At 63.0% G+C, this 20,671-nt stretch carries 22 protein-coding genes; 13 read left to right on the top strand and 9 right to left on the bottom strand.

Annotated elements, in window-relative coordinates:
* Positions 1-206 precede the first annotated feature (206 nt).
* Positions 207-1,172 (bottom strand): type II secretion system minor pseudopilin GspK, encoded by a 966-nt coding sequence (gspK, locus tag AC07W7_RS00995; RefSeq protein ID WP_076963709.1) that lies wholly within the window; start codon positions 1,170-1,172, stop codon positions 207-209.
* Between the two features lie 161 nt (positions 1,173-1,333).
* On the opposite strand from gspK, the gene tatA reads away from it, so the two are divergent.
* The 12 genes from tatA to AC07W7_RS00935 all read left to right on the top strand — a co-directional run bounded on the left by tatA (position 1,334) and on the right by AC07W7_RS00935 (position 12,666).
* On the top strand, positions 1,334-1,549 hold the full coding sequence (gene tatA, locus AC07W7_RS00990) for a twin-arginine translocase TatA/TatE family subunit (protein ID WP_076963710.1): 216 nt from the start codon (positions 1,334-1,336) through the stop codon (positions 1,547-1,549).
* Positions 1,549-1,842 (top strand): Sec-independent protein translocase protein TatB, encoded by a 294-nt coding sequence (tatB, locus tag AC07W7_RS00985; RefSeq protein WP_197883361.1) that lies wholly within the window; start codon positions 1,549-1,551, stop codon positions 1,840-1,842. Before tatA ends, tatB begins: the two co-directional genes overlap by 1 nt.
* On the top strand, positions 1,839-2,576 hold the full coding sequence (tatC, locus tag AC07W7_RS00980; RefSeq protein ID WP_169901222.1) for a twin-arginine translocase subunit TatC: 738 nt from the start codon (positions 1,839-1,841) through the stop codon (positions 2,574-2,576). Before tatB ends, tatC begins: the two co-directional genes overlap by 4 nt.
* A 73-nt stretch (positions 2,577-2,649) precedes the next feature.
* Entirely contained in the window at positions 2,650-3,162 is a 513-nt protein-coding gene (locus tag AC07W7_RS00975) for a MarR family winged helix-turn-helix transcriptional regulator (protein WP_076963713.1), read from the top strand.
* Positions 3,163-3,212: 50 nt separating this feature from the next.
* Positions 3,213-4,142 carry a GNAT family N-acetyltransferase gene (locus AC07W7_RS00970; RefSeq protein WP_495038433.1) on the top strand — a complete coding sequence of 310 codons (930 nt, stop codon included), beginning with the start codon at positions 3,213-3,215 and terminating at the stop codon, positions 4,140-4,142.
* A 34-nt stretch (positions 4,143-4,176) separates the two neighbouring features.
* Positions 4,177-5,043, top strand: coding sequence for a class I SAM-dependent methyltransferase (locus tag AC07W7_RS00965; protein WP_495038432.1), 867 nt, complete (start codon positions 4,177-4,179; stop codon positions 5,041-5,043).
* Positions 5,033-6,670, top strand: coding sequence for an FAD-binding oxidoreductase (locus AC07W7_RS00960; protein WP_495038431.1), 1,638 nt, complete (start codon positions 5,033-5,035; stop codon positions 6,668-6,670). Before AC07W7_RS00965 ends, AC07W7_RS00960 begins: the two co-directional genes overlap by 11 nt.
* Positions 6,667-7,437, top strand: coding sequence for a hypothetical protein (locus tag AC07W7_RS00955; protein ID WP_495038430.1), 771 nt, complete (start codon positions 6,667-6,669; stop codon positions 7,435-7,437). Before AC07W7_RS00960 ends, AC07W7_RS00955 begins: the two co-directional genes overlap by 4 nt.
* Before the next feature lie 13 nt (positions 7,438-7,450).
* Positions 7,451-8,092: a peroxiredoxin-like family protein gene (locus AC07W7_RS00950; protein ID WP_197883373.1), complete on the top strand. Its 642-nt coding sequence runs from the start codon at positions 7,451-7,453 to the stop codon at positions 8,090-8,092.
* A 63-nt stretch (positions 8,093-8,155) separates the two neighbouring features.
* Complete coding sequence (locus tag AC07W7_RS00945) at positions 8,156-9,826, top strand: NAD(P)/FAD-dependent oxidoreductase (protein WP_076963718.1); 1,671 nt, start codon at positions 8,156-8,158, stop codon at positions 9,824-9,826.
* A 5-nt stretch (positions 9,827-9,831) separates the two neighbouring features.
* Positions 9,832-11,304, top strand: coding sequence for an amidase (locus tag AC07W7_RS00940; RefSeq protein WP_232243934.1), 1,473 nt, complete (start codon positions 9,832-9,834; stop codon positions 11,302-11,304).
* Between the two features lie 24 nt (positions 11,305-11,328).
* Complete coding sequence (locus tag AC07W7_RS00935) at positions 11,329-12,666, top strand: cation:proton antiporter (RefSeq protein WP_076963720.1); 1,338 nt, start codon at positions 11,329-11,331, stop codon at positions 12,664-12,666.
* Positions 12,667-12,712: 46 nt separating this feature from the next.
* Here the strand turns inward: AC07W7_RS00935 and AC07W7_RS00930 are convergent, their stop codons facing one another.
* From AC07W7_RS00930 to AC07W7_RS00905, 6 genes are all read right to left on the bottom strand, one after another.
* A complete protein-coding gene (locus tag AC07W7_RS00930) occupies positions 12,713-13,573 on the bottom strand; it encodes a hypothetical protein (RefSeq protein ID WP_495038429.1) in 861 nt (286 codons plus the stop codon).
* A gap of 120 nt (positions 13,574-13,693) precedes the next feature.
* Positions 13,694-14,080, bottom strand: a complete 387-nt coding sequence (locus AC07W7_RS00925) for a nuclear transport factor 2 family protein (RefSeq protein ID WP_495038428.1) — start codon at positions 14,078-14,080, stop codon at positions 13,694-13,696.
* 26 nt (positions 14,081-14,106) lie between these two features.
* Positions 14,107-15,330 (bottom strand): MFS transporter, encoded by a 1,224-nt coding sequence (locus AC07W7_RS00920; protein WP_495038427.1) that lies wholly within the window; start codon positions 15,328-15,330, stop codon positions 14,107-14,109.
* 105 nt (positions 15,331-15,435) lie between these two features.
* Positions 15,436-16,059, bottom strand: a complete 624-nt coding sequence (locus tag AC07W7_RS00915) for a malonic semialdehyde reductase (RefSeq protein WP_076963724.1) — start codon at positions 16,057-16,059, stop codon at positions 15,436-15,438.
* An 11-nt stretch (positions 16,060-16,070) separates the two neighbouring features.
* Positions 16,071-17,066, bottom strand: coding sequence for a 2,4,5-trihydroxytoluene oxygenase (locus AC07W7_RS00910; RefSeq protein WP_495038426.1), 996 nt, complete (start codon positions 17,064-17,066; stop codon positions 16,071-16,073).
* Positions 17,067-17,193: 127 nt separating this feature from the next.
* On the bottom strand, positions 17,194-18,060 hold the full coding sequence (locus tag AC07W7_RS00905; protein WP_495038425.1) for a fumarylacetoacetate hydrolase family protein: 867 nt from the start codon (positions 18,058-18,060) through the stop codon (positions 17,194-17,196).
* Positions 18,061-18,287: 227 nt separating this feature from the next.
* Between AC07W7_RS00905 and AC07W7_RS00900 the strand changes: the two genes are divergently transcribed.
* The gene (locus tag AC07W7_RS00900) at positions 18,288-18,911 is read left to right on the top strand and encodes a TetR/AcrR family transcriptional regulator (RefSeq protein ID WP_099169992.1); all 624 of its coding nucleotides are present in this window, start codon (positions 18,288-18,290) and stop codon (positions 18,909-18,911) included.
* A gap of 20 nt (positions 18,912-18,931) precedes the next feature.
* On the opposite strand, the gene AC07W7_RS00895 is transcribed toward AC07W7_RS00900, so the two are convergent.
* Positions 18,932-19,225: a hypothetical protein gene (locus tag AC07W7_RS00895; RefSeq protein WP_495038424.1), complete on the bottom strand. Its 294-nt coding sequence runs from the start codon at positions 19,223-19,225 to the stop codon at positions 18,932-18,934.
* Between the two features lie 54 nt (positions 19,226-19,279).
* Positions 19,280-20,665 (bottom strand): OprD family outer membrane porin, encoded by a 1,386-nt coding sequence (locus AC07W7_RS00890; protein WP_495038423.1) that lies wholly within the window; start codon positions 20,663-20,665, stop codon positions 19,280-19,282.
* Between the last annotated feature and the right edge of the window lie 6 nt (positions 20,666-20,671).

The following is a 20,671-nucleotide window of genomic DNA, read 5'->3' as shown; positions in this document are numbered from 1 at the left end:
GCAGCCTCGCCGGGGCTCGACAGCTCCCACAGTTGTTTTGGGGTGCACTCAAAATCAACCTGTGGGATCACTGCCACACCACAAAGCAAATGTGGGAGCTGGCTTGCCTGCGATAGCGGTCTAGCAGCCGGCAAAAAATGCTGACTTCACCACCGTCATCGCGGGCAAGCCCGCTCCCACACAAGCCCGCGGCCCCACTGTTTTTTCTATAACGGCAACGGCTCCCGCGAGCGCAGCAGCATGCCCTGCGCCGGCACCCGCGCATGCCACTTCACCACCCCCTGGGCTTCGACACGGTACTGGCTGCGAAACCGTTGGCCATCCAGGTCGATATCCAGTTGCAGCAGGAAGTGGTCACCATTGAGCTGCAGACCTTCGCTCAAGCGCTCGAACAGTGCGTCATCCACCGCCCCCAAAGCCTGGCGCAGTTCGCCGGCATCGCGATAGCCCCCTGCCGGGCGCGCACTGACCAGCCGGGTCAGCAGCGAACGCGACACCTCACCCTCATACAACGCATCCAGCAGCGGTAGCATGTCCAGGCTCAACGCATTGGCATTCAGGCGCCAGCCAGCGGTCTCGTCCAGGCTGCATAACTGCGGGTAGCGCAACGCCCGCAGCGGGTCGGGCAGCGCCAGCAGGTTCAGCTCGCTGATATCGCGCATCCGTTGATTGGCCGCCAGGCGTGGTGGTGATTGACGCAGGTATTCGTTGCTTTCGGCACCTTGCAGGCGGGTCTGTTGGTCGGCGTCGAGCCAGTCGGCCAGGGTCTGGGCCAGGCGTTCGGCGGCCATGTCGGCGCCCAGCAGATGCACCAACTGGCGCTGGGCTCGCTCGGCTTCGGGGCCGATCAGGGCGTTGACGTTGAAGCAGGTGTGCAGGTCGCGAATCTGGATGCTCGCCTTGCCCCCCTTGAAGTCGTAGCTCAACGGCTGCCCACGCATGGCCTGCCAGAACAACGGGCTGGCGCGCCACAGCGGGTCTTGCAAGGCCTGTTCGGTAAAGGCCAGCGCCGCCCGTTCGATGGCCCGCGCCTGCACCCGCTGTTGCACCAGGCGCACGCTGTCGACCTGCTGACGCCCCTGCTCGACCATCCAGGCCATACCGCCCGCCAGCATCGCCAGGGCCACCAGCACCATCAACAATGCCGCCCCCTGCTGCCGTTTTCTGTCCATTGCCCTGCCACCTTTTATGTCGATCCTGGCGACAGTCAACACAGTGGATGTTTCAACCAGGTGGCAGGCTCACACAATTCCCGCAAAAACGTCACCGCGCCGTCATAAAGCCTCGGCAAACTGCGCCTTCATATTTCAAATCAATGGCTTGGAGTGGCGTTATGGGTGGTATAGGGATTTGGCAACTGGTCATCGTGCTGCTGATCGTGGTCATGCTGTTCGGCACCCGGCGCCTCAAGGGCCTGGGCAGCGATGTGGGCGAGGCCATCAAGGGCTTTCGCTCCTCCATGGGCAACGAACCCGGCGCCCAGGCGGCGGACAAGACCAGCCTTGAGGTACACGCCGAACCTCAGCGCCCTGCTGACAGCCAACGCTGATGTTCGATATCGGTTTTAGCGAACTGCTGCTGGTGGGCCTGGTGGCCCTGCTGGTGCTGGGCCCCGAGCGCCTGCCGATTGCCGCGCGCAATGCCGGGCTGTGGCTGGGCCGGGCCAAGCGGGCGATGAACACGCTCAAGGCCCAGGTCACCCAGGAACTGGACAACGAGCATTTGCTCAAGGGCATCGACCAGCAACCCTTGCGGCAACTGGAGCAACAACTGCGCGACGGCATCCGCCTGGACGCTCCGCCGCCAGCCACCAACCCTTCCCCAGGACACCCTGCCCCATGAGCGACCTGCCCCTGCCTGCCCCGCGCCTGTCGGTGACCGGCCACCTGACCCGGTTGCGTTCGCGCCTGGTGCGCTGCGTCCTGGCGATCGTCCTGGTGTTTTGCGCGCTGTTCCCCTTTGCCCAAAAGCTCTACAGCTTCGTCTCGCAACCGTTGCGCGACTTCTTGCCCAGCGGCGCCACCATGATCGCCACCGGGGTGACCTCACCGTTCCTGGCACCGCTCAAGCTGACCCTGATGATCGCCCTGTTCATCAGCATGCCGCTGTTGCTGCACCAGGCCTGGGGCATGATCGCGCCAGCCGTGTACCGCCAGGAGCGCCGCACCGCCGCCTGGCTGCTGGCCGCCAGCGTGGTGCTGTTTTACGCGGGCATGGCGTTTGCGTTTTTCCTGGTGTTCCCGATGATGTTCGGCTTCTTTACCAGCGTGACCCCGGACGGCGTGGCGATGATGACCGATATCGCCTTGTACCTGGATTTCATCCTCGCGCTGTTGCTGGCGTTCGGCCTGGCCTTTGAAATCCCGGTGGCGACTTTCCTAGTGATCTGGGCCGGCCTCACCGATGTGCAGACCCTGCAAAAAAGCCGCCCGTATGTGATCGTCGGCTGCTTTGTGGTGGGCATGCTGCTGACCCCGCCGGATGTGTTTTCGCAAACCATGCTGGCGGTGCCAATGTGGATTCTGTTCGAGCTGGGGCTGCTGGCCAGCCGGTCGGTGAGCACCCCGCGCCCCTGATGCCACCGCCACCCGCGGCGGGAGCATTAAACAAAATGTTGACTTAGTAAGGCACCAAGATAAACTGCGCCTTATGAATATTTTAGAGAACAAACACCACATCATGCTGCGCGAGCTTGACGGGGTGCCGGCCGAGGTCAGGGACAGTGTCAAGCTGTGCTTCGAGCTGCTGTCGGCGGCCGCCGCGATCAATCGCGTGTGTGCCATCCGCCTGGCCCGCTACAACCTGTCGGAAGGCCGCTTTGTCATCATGCTCACCCTCAAGAGCGCCGGCGGGAAGCTCTCGCCCCTGGAACTGGCAACACGCTTGTCGATTACCACCGGCACGGTGACCGGCTTGCTCGATGGCCTGCAGGGCGACGGGTTTATCAAGCGCAAGACCGACCCCACCGACCGGCGCAAATTGATCATCACCCTGACTGCCGACGGTAGGCGCGTGGTCGATGAGGTGTTCGTCGAACACACCGACTGGATCAGCGGCATTATCCAGGGGCTGAGCCCCGAGCAGCGCCAGGCGTTGTCCGAGTCGATCTATTGCATTTCGGCCAGTCATGCACTGTCCCAGCCACTGCCGGATGGGCATTAGGCCCAGGCTTCAATTGCGTCAATCGCGGTAGTCACACAAGGAGGTGTTTGATGCTGCACAGTCAACGAGTGATGACCAACTTCGGCAGGAAGCCACGCATTCACAGTGGCGTCGATGTCATCCGCCACAGCATGGTCTCCCTGGAGCGCTACATTCCCCCGGCGCTGTATCGGCGCCTGTTTATCCAGCGGATCGCCCGCCACCCCCTGGCCATCGAAGGCTTTGAGTTTCGCCCGGTGCAAAGCCTGTTTGAACTGGAGGCGGCCTTGCGCCTGGTCAACGACAGCTATGCGCGACGCGGTATCTCCACGGTGTGCCGGGCCGGTATGCGCTTTTCCGCGTTTCATCTGCTGGCGGGCACCACCACCTTCATCGCGATCAAGGACCAGCAGATCGTCGGCACCGTGTCACTGATCGAAGACTCCATGCTCGGCCTGCCCCTGGAAGAGGTGCATGGCAACGAGGTGGTGTTGCAACGCCTGGCCGGGGCCCGGCTGGCCGAGGTCGGCACCCTGGCCGTGGCCGCCGGGTATCGCGGCAAGGGGGTGCCGTTGATGCTCTACAACGCGATGTTCCGTTGGGCCATGCATTTTCGCGGGGTGCAGCGGCTGCTGATCGCCGTGCATCCACGCGCCGGGGCGTTTTATCGCAACGTGTTGTTCTTCTCCCCCATGGGCCGGGTGCAACCCTACACCAAGCTCAACAATGCCTTGTCGCTGCCCCTGTCTTTGGACCTGGGCGATGCGCCGGCGATTTTCCAGCGGGCTTATCAGCGCCCCGACCTGGAGTTTGCCGTCGAGGGCCAGCGCACGCACTTCTTCGATTTTTTCTGCCGCCGTGACTACGCCCATATTGGCCTGCCCGCCACCGGTGCGCTGCGGCCCTGGGACACGCACGAAGTGCTGACCCATATGGCCCGCTGTGGCGTGCATGGCCGAAACCTGTCGCCACGGGTCCAGCGGGCGCTGGCCCTGGCGTAAGCAAGCTCAAACGTCATTTCATGGAGGAAGCAGTATGGACAGCGGATTGCTGCGCGCGATAGTCAGAGAAATAACGATCAAGCAGCCCTTCGAGCGTATACCCGAACCGGCCCTGGTCATGGAAGAACAGCAGAGTGTGGCGTCCTACGCCGACAGCGCCGCCCAGGGCCAGGCCTTGTCCGGCACCCACCTGTATCACTGTGCGCAGATGTGCGCGCTGATCAAACCCGGCGACGTGGTGCTGGACATCGGCTGCGGCCCGGCGGCCCTGTTGCTGCAAGTCGCGCGGCTCAACCCGCGGGCCGAATTCATTGGCATGGACTTGTCCCAGAGCATGCTGGAGGTGGCCCGTGAAGCCTGCCACCTGCAAGGCATCGATAACGTGCAACTGGTGGCCGACGACATGACCCGCCTCACCACGATCGCCGACCGCAGCGTGGATGTGGTGATCTCGTCGATGGCCCTGCACCACCTGGAAAACCTCGGCCAACTGGAGGCGACCTTTCGCAATATCTCGCGGGTGCTGCGCAATGACCGGGCGATTTACCTGAATGATTTCGGGCGCCTGAAAACCATCGAGTCGGTCGACTATTTTGTCGAGCGCGCCAGCGACGGGGCCGACGCGGAAACCCTGTTGGACTACCGCAACTCCCTGCTGGCGGCATTCTCCCTGGAAGAATTCCAGACCCTCGCGGCCAGTTACCTGGGGCCGTGTGCCAAGGTCTACAGCACGGCGTTCAGCCCGTTGATGCTGGTCATCCGCACCCCCAAGCGGCGTTGCGTGAACGTGATGAAGCCCGAATTCCGCCGCCGCTACAACGCCCTGCCCGCCAGCCGCCAGGCGGATGTGAACCAGTTGCGTCTGTTCCTGCGCCTGGGAGGCCTGGCCAGTGCCTTTTGAACCCGCCAACCTGATGCTCGCCCAGCAACAATGGCGTGAGGTGCTCGGCGACGCGGGGGTGCGCGTCGACCCGGCCACCCTCGAACGTTTCCAGCAAGACACCATGTGCTCCCCCGCGTATGCCAGGGTGGTGATTGCACCGCGCTGCACCGAACACATCTCGGCGTGCATGGTCATTGCGCGGCGCTATGGGGTTGCCGTGCAGCCGATCAGCACCGGGCACAACTGGGGCTACGGCACGGCCTCGACCCCTGGCGCCCATTGTGTGCTGATGGACCTGTCGGGGATGGACCGGATCCTGTCGTTCGATGAAGAGCTGTCGGTGGTCACCCTGGAGCCGGGGGTGACCCAGGGCGCCCTCGCCCGCTATCTGCAGGAGCACAACCTGGCCTTCTTGACCCCGGTCACCGGCGCGGGCCCGACCTGCAGCGTGCTGGGCAATGCCCTGGAGCGTGGTTTTGGCATCACCCCCCATACCGACCACTTCCAGGCGGTGCTCGGCCTCGAAGCGGTGCTGGCTGACGGTACGCTGTACCGCTCGCCGATGTCCCTGGGGGGCAGCGCGCCCTGTTTCAAATGGGGGGTGGGGCCGTACCTGGACGGTCTGTTCAGCCAGAGCGGGCTGGGGGTGGTGACGCAGATGTCGATTGCCCTGGTGCGCAAGCCCGAGGTTATCCAGCCGTTTTACTTCTGGGTGGAGGAGGAACAAGGGCTGGAAGCGGCCCTGGCGGGCATCAAGCGCATGCTCGACCTGGCCCCCGGGCAGATCGGCGGCATCAACCTGATGAATCGCACACGGCTGTTGACCATGGCCAGCGAAGATACCCAGGTGGTGGGCATGAACGAGGCGCAGCAACGGGCCGCCGCCGATGCCCTGGGGCTGCCCGCGTGGATGGGCGTAGGCTCGATCTATTGCCAGAAGGCACAGCACGCCTCGCTCAAGCGCATGATCAGCCTTGAGCTTGAAGCCTTCGCCAGTAAATCGCTGTTCAAGACCGGTGGCCAATTGACGAGCGCCCGCCGCCTGCTGGGGTATCTGCCCGGCGGCTGGTCCCGGCGCTGGCAGCGCACCCTGGACAAGATGCTGCAAGGCATCGCCCTGATGGAAGGCCAGCCCAGCGAAGTGGCGTTGCCGCTGGCCTACACCGCCGGCGCCAAGCCGCTGCCCGGCGCGCCCCTGGACCCGGCGCGGGATAACTGCGGGCTGATCTGGTACGCGCCGATCCTGCCGCTCAAGACCCAGCCAGTGGCCGACTTTGTGCGGGCCATGGAGCGTCGTTGCCGCCAGCAGCAACTGCCGTGCCCGGTCACGCTGACCAGCCTGTCAAGCCGTGCCATCGACTGCACCGTACCCCTGCTGTTCGATCGCACGGATGCCCCGGCCTCGAACCGGGCCCATGAGTGCTATCGCCAGCTGTTCGCCCAAGGCAAGGCGCTGGGCGTCTTGCCCTACCGTGTGCCCGCCCGCTTCATGCACCTGTTGACCGACGCCCAGGGGCCGGCCTGGCAGCTCGGGGCGCGGCTCAAGGCGGCACTGGATCCCGACAACCTGCTTTCACCCGGGCGCTACTGCATCGCCAGCCCAATGCCTGAGCAGCCCATGACCGCATCGGTGGTATCGAGATGAGTGAAGAACGCAAACACCTGATTGACCAGGGCCGCCTCGCCACCCGCAACCTGGCGGAGTGCCTGGCAGTCGACCCGGTGGCGCTGGCGACGGCCATCGCCCCGCAGTGGGAGCCGTCCCTGGCCCAGGCCCTGTTGAGCGCAGCCCAGGCCGGCCAGGCGCTGGGCATCTCGAAGAAAGTCGCCGGCCTGGGCCTCGCGCTGGGGCAATGGCTGGAAGCCGCCGCCCAGCCCCTGCGCGAGCAGACCTGGCAGCGACTGCTGGAGCATCCTTCGGACACCGTGCGCAGTTGGGCGGCCTTCGCCAATGCCTACTGTCAACGCGACAGCGCCCTGGAAACCGCGCTGGTGAGCCAGTTCAAGTTCGCCACCGACAGCCACTTTGGCGTGCGTGAATGGGCCTGGATTGCCTTGCGCCCCCTGCTGGCCCAGGACCTGACGGCCGCCCTGGCGCTGCTGTGCAGCCATGCCGGTAGCGCAGACCCGCTGATCCGCCGTTTCTGCGTTGAAATCCTGCGCCCGCGCGGGGTCTGGTGCGAACACATCGCCCGACTCAAGGCCGAGCCGCAAATCGCCGAACCCCTGCTGATTGCCAGGCTCGATGAAAGCGACAAATACGCCCAGGACTCGGTGGCCAACTGGATCAACGACGCCAGCAAGACCCGGCCAGACTGGGTGCTGGATTTGTTCGAGCGCTACCCACCCAACGGCAAGGCCGCCACCAGGATTTTTACCCGGGCTACCCGCAGCCTTTCTCAACAGAAGTGAACAGGAGTCACCCATGTCGCTCAAGGAAAAGCTTCAAACCGTCAAGGACCAGATGACCCAGTTGCCGGCCGAGATCCAGCACAAGTTCCAGGCGTCGTTGCAGACGCTGCTCGACAGCCATCTGGGCGACAAGGCCCTGAAGGCCAACGACAAGGCGCCCCTGGCGGTGCTCAAGGATGCTGACGAACAGGCGGTGGACCTCAGTCAACTGCTGAAAAAAGGCCCGTTGGTGCTGGTGTTCTACCGAGGCCTGTGGTGCCCCTTCTGCGGCCAGGCATTGACGGCCTACCAGCAGATGGTCGCGGACCTGGCGGCCTCGGGCGCCACCCTGGTGGCGGTGTCGGCGCAGACCCCGGAGTACTCGCGCAAGACCCGCGAAGCCCTCGGCATCAAGTACCTGTTGCTCAGCGATGCCGACAACCAGCTGGCGCGCCAGTACGGCATCGTGTTCAAGCTCGAAGACGAACTGGATGAGGTCTACCGCTCACTGGGCGCCGACCTCAAGCAGTTCAACGGCTCCGACGCCCTGACCCTGCCCATGGCCAGCGCCTTTGTGATCGGCCAGGACGGGCTGATCCGCGCCGCCTTCGTCAACGTGGACTACTCGCAACGGGTAGAACCACAGGATTTGATCGCCGCCGCCAGCGGCGCATAACCGACAACTCTCGCCGAAGGCACGCCTGCCTTCGGCGAACCCACTTGTTCAGGGACTGACGACATGAAACGAATCGCAATCATGGGGGCCGGCGTCGCCGGTCACCTGGCCGCGCTGTACTTCAAAAAAAGGTTACCGGGTGTCGACGTCATCCTGATCGGGCGCCCGGACCGCAAGCGCCCGATTGTCGGCGAGTCCACGGTCGAGTTGACCACCCACTTCTTCAAGGGCCTGGGCCTGGGGCGCCTGCTGGAAGAAAAGCACTACCACAAGTACGGCCTGACCTATTACCTGAAACTGCGCAACAACCCCGAGTGCCGCAACTACGTGGTCCACGAGGCGCCCGGCGTGATCCGCATGCCCGCCTACAACCTCAACCGCTTCAGTTTCGACAAGGACCTGCGCCAGATCGTGGGCGATCACCAGGTGCACATGATCGAGGCTGACGTCACCGCCGTCGACCTCCATGCCGGCGAGCACGCCACCCATCTGCTGACCCTGCGCAACGCCGCCGATGAGCCACAGCAACTGACCGCCGACTGGGTGGTGGACGCCACCGGCCGCAATCGCTTCATGGCCAAGAAGCTCAAGCTGCACAAAGAAGCGACCTACCAGCGCAGCACCTTCTGGCTGCGGCTCAAGGACTTCGACCGCGGCATCTTGTCCAGCATCACGGCACACAAGGACAAGCATCACTGCTACGACCCGTACTACGTGACCCACCATTTCTACGGCAAGGGCTACTGGATCTGGATGATCCCGATGCGCAGCGATGACGGTAACGAGATGATCAGCATCGGCATCACCTACCGGCCGGACATGATCGAGGAGAAAATCAGCACCTTGGACGCCTTCAAGGACAAGGTCATGGCCGACCACCCGGTGATCACCGAGCTGATCGAGTCGGGCCAGTTGGTCGATACCCAAGCCATGCACAACTACATGTACGAGGCGCGGCAGTACTACTCGACCGAAGGCTGGTTCCTGCTGGGCGACGCGGCCTTTACCTTCGACCCGGCCAACAGCGCCGGGCTGGCCTATGTGGCGCAGCAGATCCCGCAGGTCGCGGCGATGATCGAGAAAGACATCCATGGCAGCCTGACACCCGCCTACGTCAATTGCCTGGAGTCGCATATCCAGGCGCAACTGGCCCTGCAGGACACCTGGAGCAAGTGGTACGAGGTGATGGACGACCCGTTCATGATGGGCTGGACGTTGCTGTTCGCCAATATGGCGTACTTCCATGTGGTGCTGCCGATGTACATGACCGGGGATTTTCTCGATGGTCACCAGGCCCAGCAATTTGCCGACCTGCTGCCGCGCTACACCCGCGAGATGCAACCGTCGCCGCTGCCGTTTGCCTGCCTGTTGCAAGAGATCCGCCGCTCCAACCCGGGCTTGAGCCCGACGATGATGCCCAACCTCTACTCGCGCACCATCAACTTCGACTTGTACAAGGCCGAAAACCGCGCACGACCGATCTACGCCTCCAACTATTACCTGCGCTCGGCCCTGCTGCGGGTGCGGCTGATGAAGATGGTCAAGTGGTCGCTGTCGGCACGTCACCTCACGTTGCTGCTGCGCCATGGCTGTGGCGCCGTGCAGGACCTGGCACGGGCGGCGGTCCTGCGCCTGCGGCCTTCGTTGTTCTACAAATATGGCGAGTCGCCGGAGCTGCTTAAATCGCCGTTTGGCAAGGAAGGTGGCTTTCTCGACCTGGTACGTCGCGGATGAACGGCATGGCGCAGGTCCATACAGACCTGCTGGCCCTGAGTGCCGTCCACCTGGCGCGGTTGATCCGTGACAAGCAGATCTCCCCGGTGGAGCTGATCGAGCAGTGCATTGCGCGCCTGGAGGTCGTCCAGCCGCTCTGCAACGCGATGGCGGTCGACCTGTTCGACGATGCCCGGCGCGCCGCGCGCCATGCCGAAGAGGCGGTGCTCAAGGGCCGGCCCCTGGGACGCCTGCACGGTGTGCCGTTTTCCATGAAGGAAGGCCTGGGCCTGGCGGGGCAGCCCAAGACCTGTGGGTCGCGCCTGCGCAGCAACACCCGGGCGCTGAGCACCGCCACGGTGGCCACGCGGCTGCTGGCGGCCGGGGCCATTCCGCTGGCCCTGGGCAATCAGGCCGAAATGGCCCTGTGGCCCGAGACAGACAACCTGGTGTATGGCCGCACACTCAACCCCTACGACGCCTCACGCACCGCCGGCGGCAGCAGTGGCGGTGATTCGGTGATGGTCGCCAGTGGCTGCGTGCCCTTTGCCCTGGGCACCGACGGCGGTGGTTCGATCCGTATTCCGGCGGCGTTCAATGGCATCTTTGGCTTGAAGCCGTCGCGGGGGCTGGTGCCGCTGAGCGGGCATCTGCCGCTGGACGAACAGCGCGTATCGCTGCCGGCCTCCCAAGCCGTCGCCAGCCACTTTGCGGCCGGCCCCTTGTGCCGGCATGCCGAGGACCTGGGCGCCGTACTGGAGATCATCGCCGGCAGCGACGGGATCGACCGCAATATCCACTCAGGCTACCAACAGCCGGCCCGGGCGCCGGCGCTCAAGCGTGTCTTGGTATGCGTGCCAACGCCACTCAAGTGGGGCACACCACTCTCGCCTGCCGTGACAGCGGCGGTGATCGAGACCGGCCAGCGCTATGCAGACCGGGGCGTGGACGTGCAAGCCTGGAATGACGGCGGCTTTGCCAACGCGTTTTTTATCTGGCTGGCCGTGCTCAAGTGCGAGACTCACCTGCACCTGGCCGACTACCTCGGGGATGGGCAGCCGCTCAATTATCCACGGGCGTTGTATGCCGCCCTGGCCGGCAAGCCGCAGTTTTCCCGGGGGCCGCTGCTCGCCAGCCTGATGGACAGCGGCGGTGATCGGCTGGGCAACCCGGGGCTCTCGCGCTTCCTCAAGCAACGCGATCACATGCAGCAGGCCCTGGCCGGGCTGTTCGACGGCCAGAGCATTCTGGTGCTGCCGGCCACGCCGGGCGTGGCGCCGGCCCATGGCAGCGCCCTGAAGCACCCGTTCGATATTGGCTATTGCGCGCTGTTCAATGTGCTCGGCTTCCCGGCCCTTTGCGTGCCCATGGGGCGCCTCGACCAGGGCTGCCCGGTGGCCGTGCAACTGGTGGCCGGGCTGGGACAGGACGCGTTGTTACTGGAAGCCGCGCGCTTTCTGGAAATGGAATTCGGCGGCTGGCGCAAGCCCCCGCTCTGACACCTCAAGTACTAGGACACCCCCATGCAAACCAACACCAGCGCTATCACGCTACAACCTCCTGCGCCTGCGGGCGGGCAATCGGCCGTGGGTTCCCAGGCCGAGCATTTGACCCTGTTGTTCCTGATCCAACTGATCGTGATTTTCAGCGCCAGCCGCCTGATCTCCTGGCTCAGCACCCGCTGCCTGGGGCAAACCCCGGTGGCCGGGGAAATTCTCGCCGGGCTGGTCCTGGGGCCGAGCCTGCTGGGCTATTTTTTCCCGGAACTGCTCAGCAGTATCTTTGTGCCGCAAACCTCCACCGCCTTTGTCGCCACGGCCCAGGTCGGCCTGATTCTGTTGATGTTCCAGGTGGGCCTGGAATTTGAATTCGGCGCCCACCTCAAGGGGCGTAAACGCTCGATCATGGCGATCAGCCTGGGGGGGTTGCTGGTGCCGTTTGCCAGTGGCTTCCTGGTGGCCGAGTATTTCTGGCAACAGATCGCCGGCGACAAGCCACCGCTGCTGGCCTTCCAGCTGTTTTTTGCCACGGCGCTGTCGATCACCGCCCTGCCGATCCTCGGGCGGATCTTCATGGAGCTGGGGCTGTCCCGCTCCCGCGTAGCCACCCTGACGATTGGCGCGGCGGCCATCGATGATGTGTGCGGCTGGCTGATCCTCGGCGGCGTGACCTCGATCATCGCCTCCAACTTCAGCGTATGGGCCTCCCTCGGCAGGATCCTCGCCCTGGCGCTGTTTATCGTGCTGGTGCTGTGGGTGGTGCGGCCGTTGGTGCTGCGCTGGATCATCGGCGACCTTGCGCGCAAACCCCTGTCGGCCCAGGGTATTTCCCTGATGCTGATCGTGCTGTTTGGCAGCGCGGTGATCACCAACCTGATCGGCGTGTTTTCGATTATTGGCGGCTTTATCATCGGCGTCGCCCTGCACACCCACCGGCCTTTTGTCACCCAGTGGAATGCCAAGGTCAGCGGCCTGGTCAATGCGTTTTTCCTGCCGGTGTTCTTTGCCTACACCGGGCTGCGCACCGATATCGGCTCGCTCAATGGCGACACGGCGCTGCTCAATTGCTTTTTGGTGTGCCTGGTGGCGTTCGCCAGCAAATTCTTCGGGGCCTATGGCGCCAGCCGCTGGCTGGGCGAGACACCGCGCAACAGCGCGTTGATCGGCGTGTGCATGAACACCCGGGCGCTGATGGAACTGGTGGTGCTTAACGTGGGCTATGACCTGGGCGTGCTGCCCAAGGAGTACTTCACCATGCTGGTGATCATGGCCATTATCAGTACCTTTATCGCCTCGCCGCTGATCCGCCTGCTGACGAGCGAGGAGCGGCGCGTGCCGGTGGGCCAACCGGCGGTGAAATAAACGCCGGCTGCAGCGGTGAGCCGCTGATGCGGCTCACCCAGGGGCTTTAGAAATGCCACTCAAGGTGCACAGTGGGGGCGTAGGTGTCGGTGCCGGGTTTATGGATCGCGCCGTACTTGTGCTTCCAGTACTCATAGCCCGGGCCGATCAGCAGGGTGTTTTTGCGAGCAAACGCCAGTTGCCCGACATCGACCATCAATGAGGCGCGAACCAGGCTTTCCTCGGCCGTGTCCTGCTTGAAGTAATCCTTGCCCTTCGCAGTCTTGTAGCTGGCAAAACCCTGGAACTTGAGGGGCACGCTGCCCACCTGGAACGGAATGCCCCAGACCATGTGCAACACGTAGTACGGGTCGAACTGGATGTTTTCGGTGTGGCACGCATTCAGCCCGCAGTGGTTCCACTCCATGGCATACAGCAGGCTGATATCCAGGTAACCGGGCACGTCGAACTTGAGCGTCGGCCCGGCCACCAGCATGCGTTTGCGGGTGGCAAACTCGGTGTTTTTGTAGTTGAGTTCAACCCCGCTGCTCAGGGCCACTTCCTTGACCGGACCGAACGCCATCGAGCGCTCGAACACCTGGCTGAGGAACAGTTGATGGCGATAGACCAGATAGGCCTCGGTCGCGCCCGAGTCGCTGTCTTTCTTCGGGTCGTTGCTGTCGGACTTGAGCACATCCAGGTTAAAGAAATTGGACCCCGCCTGATTGCCGCTGGCATGGCCCAGTTGATAGATCTCCTTCTGCACCTTGCCGCGGACACTGGGTTCGGTGAAGTCAGTGCCATAGCGAAAACCGATAAAGGTGTCGCTCCAGTCCTTGGCCTGCAGCGGGCTTGAGGCCAGGCTTATCGCGCCTGCGGTTATCAGAAGAGCCTTGCAATACGTTTTTTGTAATTGTTGTACGTACATGTTCAGGTTTCCATCAAGTCAAAGTTCCAGCCATCGTGTTTTCCAGGCATGCGCACGCCCTGCCCGGACAACCACGAGGGCCGGGTTCCAGTTGCCGGTTGTTGAGGGTCTTACCGGGGTTCAGGGGTGCGGCGTGTAACGCGTCGATTGCCAGGCCATCATTTGCCAGCCGTTATTGCCGGCTTTCCACACGCTGATGTAGCGCGAGTTCAGCAGCATGGGCTCGCCACGGATCACCACGTCCATGTCGATCAACCCGGTGACGACTACACAATCCCCAGCCCTGCGCATCTGCTCGTCGCGGGTGGCGAACCCCCGGTAGCGCCAGACGCCCTCGCGCATGCCTTGCAGGTAACTGCGCTTGCTGTCGCTCTTGCCGTCCGAGTGGCTGTAGGTCAAGTCGCGGGGATAGAGGCTTTCCAGGAAGTCCAGATCGCCTTCGACCATGGCCTGGCGGCGGCGCATTTCCAGGGCCTGGATCTGTTGTTCTACGGTTTGCTGTGACATGTCTTGAAGCTCCAGGTGGGTCTCGACTATCGGGAATCCATGGTGTTGAGTGGCATGCCAGCCATCGCGGGCCGGTCCGATTCCGCCTGGGGCATGAACCACAGGGTAAGGGTGGCCAGGGCAAAGAACCCGGCGCACACCAACAGTCCCCACGCCAGGCTGTAGTGAGTGGCGATTGCGCTCAACAGCAGCGGCGCAAAGGCCGCCAGCCCGCGGCCAAAGTTGAAGCAGAAACCCGCGCCGAGGGTGCGCACCCGGGTGGGGTACAGCGCACTGAAGTAGGAGGCAAACAGGCTGGCAAAGGCATAGAAGAAGGCGTAGATCGGCCCCAGCCAGAACAGGATGGCGTTCTGCGTGGTGAGTGCATAAATCGACAACATCACCGCACTGCCGAGCAATGACAGGAGCGTGGCGTTGCGCTTGCCGATGCGGTCGGCGATAAAACCGAAGGCATTGATGCCGATAAAGGCGCCGACGTTGAGGATCGCCATGAAGTTGGCCATCGTGTCGAGGCCCAGGCCACGCTCCTGGATCAAGTAAGTGGGCAACCAGGTGCTTGCGCCCCAGAAACCAATCACCGCAAAACTCGCCGCCAGGGTGCCCAACAGGGTCAGGCGCAGCAGTTCGGGGGAGAAGATTTCGCGCACCGAGACGTGCTTGCGTGCTCCGGGTCGGGCTCTCTGCACAGCCCACTCCGGCGACTCCGGCACGAAGAAAAACAGGTACGCCAATGGAATCAGGGTGGAGATCCCGGCCACCATGAACAAGGTCGGCCAGTCTGGCAGATAGCTGGCCGCCGCCATGGCCGCAATGGCCGCGCCAATCGGGAATGAACTGAGCACAAACCCGATCGCTCGCGCCCGCTGGTGGGCCGGCCAGGTTTCCGTCACATAGGCCGAGACAATCCCCCACACCCCGCCCAAGCCCAGCCCGGATAGAAACCGCAGCAGCAGGAGCAAGGCCCAGTTGTGTGTGACAGCCACCAGCGTGGTCAACAGGCCGAATACGCTCAACGAAATCAGTAAAGCTTTGCGGCGACCGTAGTTGTCGGAGTACCAGCCCGTGGTGATGCTGCTAAAACCGATACCCAGCAGGGTCGCCGAGGCGAGCATGCCGGCTTCATTGAATGTCAGGCCCAGGTCCTGGCGGATTACCGGGAGTGCGAGGGTGAGCAAGATAATTTCCATCGCGTCAAACAGGTACGCGAGAAAACCGCCGACAAGCACATGCCACTTGGAAAGAGGTCTCATTGCTGGATTTTCCTTATTGTTGTTGTTTTGCCAGGCTGACAGACAGGCGTGATGCGTCGCAGCACGCCCGATCGGTCTGGAGGATTTACGTACAGGTGCAGTCAGTTACAACAGCGCGCAGGCCTCGTCGAAGTCCAGGCGCGGGTTACGGGCAAAGAGTTTCTCGGGGTCGCCATAGCCGAGGTTGCACAGGAAGTTCGACTTGATGTGCATACCGGCAAACGCCTGCATGCCATCGGCCCCGGGGGCGAAAAACGCCTGGTCGACCTGTGCGTGGTCAAACCCGGACATCGGTCCGCAGTCCAGGCCCAGGGCCCGGGCCGCGAGGATCAAGTAGCCGCCCTGCAGCGAGCTGTTGCGAAAGGCGGTGGATTCGAGCAACTCCGGCTGGCCGGCAAACCAGTCACTTACCGTGGGGTTGTGTGCAAACAACCTGGGCAACTGCGTATGGAACTGCGTGTCGTAGCCGATGATCGCCGTCACCGGGGCGCTCAGGGTCTTTTCGACATTGCCCGCGCTCAAGGCCGGCAGTAAGCGTTGCCGGGCTTGGGCACTGCGCAAGAACACAATGCGCGCCGGGCAGCCGTTGGCGCTGGTCGGGCCCCAACGCACCAGATCGTATAGCGCCCTCAAGGTGTGCTCAGCCACCGGTTTGTCCAGCCAGCCATTCTGGCTGCGGGCCTGGCGAAACAACCTATCGAGCACCTGCTCGCTGATTACCTGACTCATGGCATTTGTCCTCAACTGCGTCGCTGACGTTCTGAAGTCGACCGGGGCGCGGTCTGTTCGGCGGCACACTCCCCGCCCAGGAAAAACTCCACCGACATCGGCGGGCCCCATTGGTAGAGGCTGGCGTCGCACGCCTGGGTGTAGCCCGAGGGCGACTCCTGGTTGAACAGGTCGCCATCGGTGAAGTGTTCGATCAGGTTGCCGGACGGGTCGCGCCAGTAATCGAAGATCTGGCTGCCCAGCATGTGCCGGCCCACCCCCCAGAACGGCGACCAGCCTTGCAGGGTCATCCACTCGTGGCCCAGGCACTGCGCATCAAAATCCTGGACCTCGAAGGACACGTGATGAACAAAGTCCCGTGGCGCCTGGAACAGCGCGATGGTGTGATGGTCGGTCCAGGCGCTGCCACGGTTCAAACGCAGGAAGGCCGCACTTGGGCGGTCGCGATGCGGTTCCTCGACCACCAGATCTGAAGGCAACATGCCGAGCATGTGCTGGTACCAGGCCAGGTGCAGGGCCATGTCCTGTACACCAATCGCCGCATGGCCCAGGCGCAGGACCTGTGCCGGGCCCTTGCCGGGGCGCTGCACATCGCCGAAGCGCTGCTTGTGTTGGGCCGAGTTGAGGGTCAGCGCAGGGCGATGGGGCAGCGCGCCCACGGCTTGGATGCCATGTACCAACTCAATCCGCCGTCCCGAGGGATCATGCAAGGCAACGTACTGCCCTCCTCCCGGACCTTCCATCGGCTGGATAGCCGAGGCCCCCGGCAGCCGGCAGGCCTGGTGCAGGTCGTCGAGGCTTTCGACGGCGAACGCGATGCTGCCAAAGCTGGCTTTTGCGGCCTTCTCGGCGATATACACATAGGGCAGCGAGCAGGTGCCGCGAAAATACAGGCGTTGCTCGGTACGGTGCATGACCACCAGGCCGAAATCGCTCAGGAAGCGTTCGACCACCCCAAGGTCGGGATGACGGTAGAGCACATGGTTAATGTCTTTGATCTGCAGCACGGTAGTGACTCCTCGGCATTCAATGGGCAGGACAACCGGTAGTCGAAACCAGGGCAGCCGGGATCGCTGCCCACCGTGGTGACGGTCGGTCGGTTGTTCCTCACTCGTGAAAAACTGACGCGTGAACTCAGGCCGCAGGCGGCTCGTCGGCGATCAGGTTGCTCAAGGTGCCAAGGCCTTCGATCTCTACGGTGCAGAGGTCGCCGGGCTTCATGAACAATGGCGGGCGCCGCGCCCAGCCAATCCCGGCCGGGGTGCCGGTGACAATCACGTCACCGGGCTCCAGGGTCACCGCTTCACTGAGCACGGCAATCAGTTCGGCGACGCCAAAGATCATGTCGGCGGTATTGCCCTGCTGCACCACCGTGCCGTTGAGGCGTGTCACCAGGTTCAGGCCGGCGGCCCCCGGTGGCAACTCATCGGCACTGACAAAGGTCGGGCCAAATGCGCCGGTGGCGTCGAAGTTCTTGCCGATGGTCCATTGCGGCGATTTGAACTGGTAATCGCGCACCGACGCCTCATTGAAGACCGCGTAGCCCGCGACATGCGCCAGGGCCTGCGCACGGGCGATATGCCGGCCACCGGTGCCGATCACCACCGCCAGCTCCCCTTCGTAATCCAGTTGCTCGGACACACGCGGGCGCAGGATGGGCTCGCCATGGCCGATCAGGCTGGTGGAAAAGCGCGGGAAGAAGGTCGGATAGGCCGGCTGTTCGTAGGGGCTCTCTTTGGTGTGATCGGCGTAGTTCAAGCCGACACACACGATCTTGCCCGGCCGCTCCAGTGGTGGCAGGTAGCGCAGCGTCGAGGTGTCCAGCAAGCGAGCGTCGCTCAAGCGCCGATGGGCCGCTTGCAGCGCTGCGGGGCCGGCTTTGAGCAGGCTCTCCAGGGTGCCTGGATAGCCGTTTTCCTGTTCGTTCAAGCCCCGCAGGACGCCTGCTTGCTCGACGGCCAGGCCTTTGCTGGAGCCTTCCAGAAAATGCACGAAACGCATGATCAGTACCTCTATTGTTTTTATGAAATGGTACGGTACGTTACCGTACCCTTTTGCCGAAAATGCGCCCAAATCAAAAACTCGTCAAGGGTGATCGAAGTGTTTTTTACAAAAAAATTCCCGGGACAAATGTCTGACTCGTCCCACTGTGTGGCTGGAAGGCTGATGCAGAGCCGCGTAGGCTAGGCGGACTGTCGAATTGTTCTTTTCAGGAATAGCCGAGCCACATGCAAACCCCTACCCCGAGGCAAGCCGCAAAACGTCAAAGTATTCTCCAGGCGGCAACCGAGATGTTTCTCGCAGAAGGCTATTCCGGGGTCAGCGTTGACGGGATCATTGCCAACATTGGCGGCTCCAAGCGCACGATCTACGCCTATTTCGGCGGCAAGGAAGGCCTGTTCTCCGCGATTATCGAGGAGCTCTGTGCAGAGAACGTCAGCCCGCTGACCCATATGGACCTCGCTCAGAAGCCTGTGCAGGAAGCACTGACGACCATTGCCCGAGTGTTCCTGGACGTGTTGTTATCGCCCCGGACCCTCGCCCTGCATCGCCTGATTGTGTCCGAAGCCCTGCGAGCACCGGAGGCGGCGCAGTCGTTCTTCGACGCCGCGCCCGCGACCGCCTACAACTGCTTGGCGGAGTATTTCACCTGGGCAGAGGAAGCAGGGCTGATCATCCCTGGCAACCCGCAGACCCGGGCAAAGATCTTCCTCGATGCGCTGACCGGCGACATGCAGTTGCGTTGCTTGCTGGGTCTTTGCCGAAGTCCCGGAAAACCGGCACGCGATCAGCTGATCAAAGAGACCATATCTATATTTATCAATGGCTTGTCAGCTGATAAGGCCCGGTAAGACGCCTCTGGGGTGCACCTTCATTGGCGGCAGATCAGCGCCGCCCCCGTGATCTCGGCACCGTCGGAAGTTTCCTTACCATCAGCCACCGCCATGCTGTCGGCCCCCAAAGCGCCCGCTTCATTCAACGCCATGCGCAGCGTTTCATCAGCACCCGCCCCCCTGACGGTGAACATCCTGATCAAGTTGCATTGATTGGACGATGTCGCGGTGACCAGACTAACGTTGAGGCCTTGCTCAGTCAGTTGGGTAGAGCACGCGCAGAGCGTGCCCATCGCCATGAGGGTCAGAAGCGTTTTGGACGGAGTCTTCATAACGGGTGCTTCCCTAGGTTTACGCGACTGATTCAACCGACGTTTGCAAAGCAGCTAAAAAATACTGAACGGATAATCGACAATCACCCGGTACTCATCGGCATTTGAGTTGCCACGGGTATTGCCCGGTGCGGTATACCCCTGCCCTGTACGGTGGGCCGCCCAGCGCAAGGTAACGTTCAAGCCCTTGGCCTTGCCGCCCGGTACGGCGTAGCGCAGGGCAATGTCCCGCTCCCAGTGATGGGCATCCTTGCCGGCGGCGTTGTAGATGTAGCCGTAGCCTTGGCTACCGGGATCGACCCGGGTCAGGTCTGCCTCGCCACGGGTGTAGGAGGTGCTGAGCTGGAAGTCAGGCGCGTCGATAAACGCCAGGCTGGTCTGGTATTGGATCTTCCAGGACTTTTCCCCCGGCGCGTTAAAGTCTGCGTATTGCTGGGAGTTGTTCAGGTAAAGGAAGGTCCGGTCATCCTGCACCACGTAGTCGAACGGCGTGTCGCCATCGACCTTCTGCAGCCCCAGGGTCAGGCTCTGGCCGGCGCCGGACAGGGTCAGGCCGCCGGTGTAGGTGTGGTTGTCGATACGCCCCAACTGGCTGCGCCCCTGGTCGCGGGTGTTGAAGTAATGCACATACGGCGTCAGGGTGATCCCGTGCGCCAGGGTGAACGGCTGGCTCACCCCGACGTAGTACTGATTCCAGATATCGCTCAGTTGCCCGCCATACACCGTCAGCGTCATCCCACCCGGTGCACTGTAGACACCCCCCAGCCAGGCCATGTGCGGGCTTTCACGATCGGCGGCCAGCCCGGCCTTGTTGCCGCTGCCGTAACTGGTGCCCAGGCGGCTTTGCCCACTCTGGTTGCGCAGGCGCGTGGAGTCGACCCAGCCGCTGTCGAGGGTCAGGTTGTGCAGGCTGTAATTTTTCAACGTCACGCCGCGAAAAGTCTGCGGGAACACCCGGCTCACGCCGCTGGCCACCAGCGGGTTTTCCAGGTACTGGTCACCGACCTGCACCAGGCTGTCAAAGCCGCGCAGCTTGAGGGCCGCGCCCGCTGCCGAAAAGTCGGCCTGCGGGGCGTTCTGCGAATCCAGCGGCAACAACCCCGCCCCGCCACTGCCCCCGCCACCATCGAGCTTGAGCCCATAGAAACCATGCACATCCACCCCGACCCCAATCGGCGTGTCGGTGTACCCCGAGCGAAAGGACAGGTACACCCCCTGCACCCATTCGCGCTGGTCCAGTCGCGACGGCGTGTTGTGGTTGTCGCGACCCAGGTAGTAATTGCGCAGCAAGCCATTGAGGGACGAACCGCTGACAAACCCCGGCGCGACCGCCAGCTCAGCCTTCTGCCGCTCATTGATGCCGGTGCTGAGGTTGTCCCGTTGGCCCAGGGAGTTATCGGCGCACACGCCCCCTGCGGTTAGCGAAACGGTCAGCGACATCGAAGC

The organism is Pseudomonas sp. GW821-FHT01D09 (genome assembly GCF_059422465.1).
The sequence above is the reverse complement of the archived record's forward strand: the minus strand, read 5'-3'. Positions and strand labels throughout refer to the sequence as shown.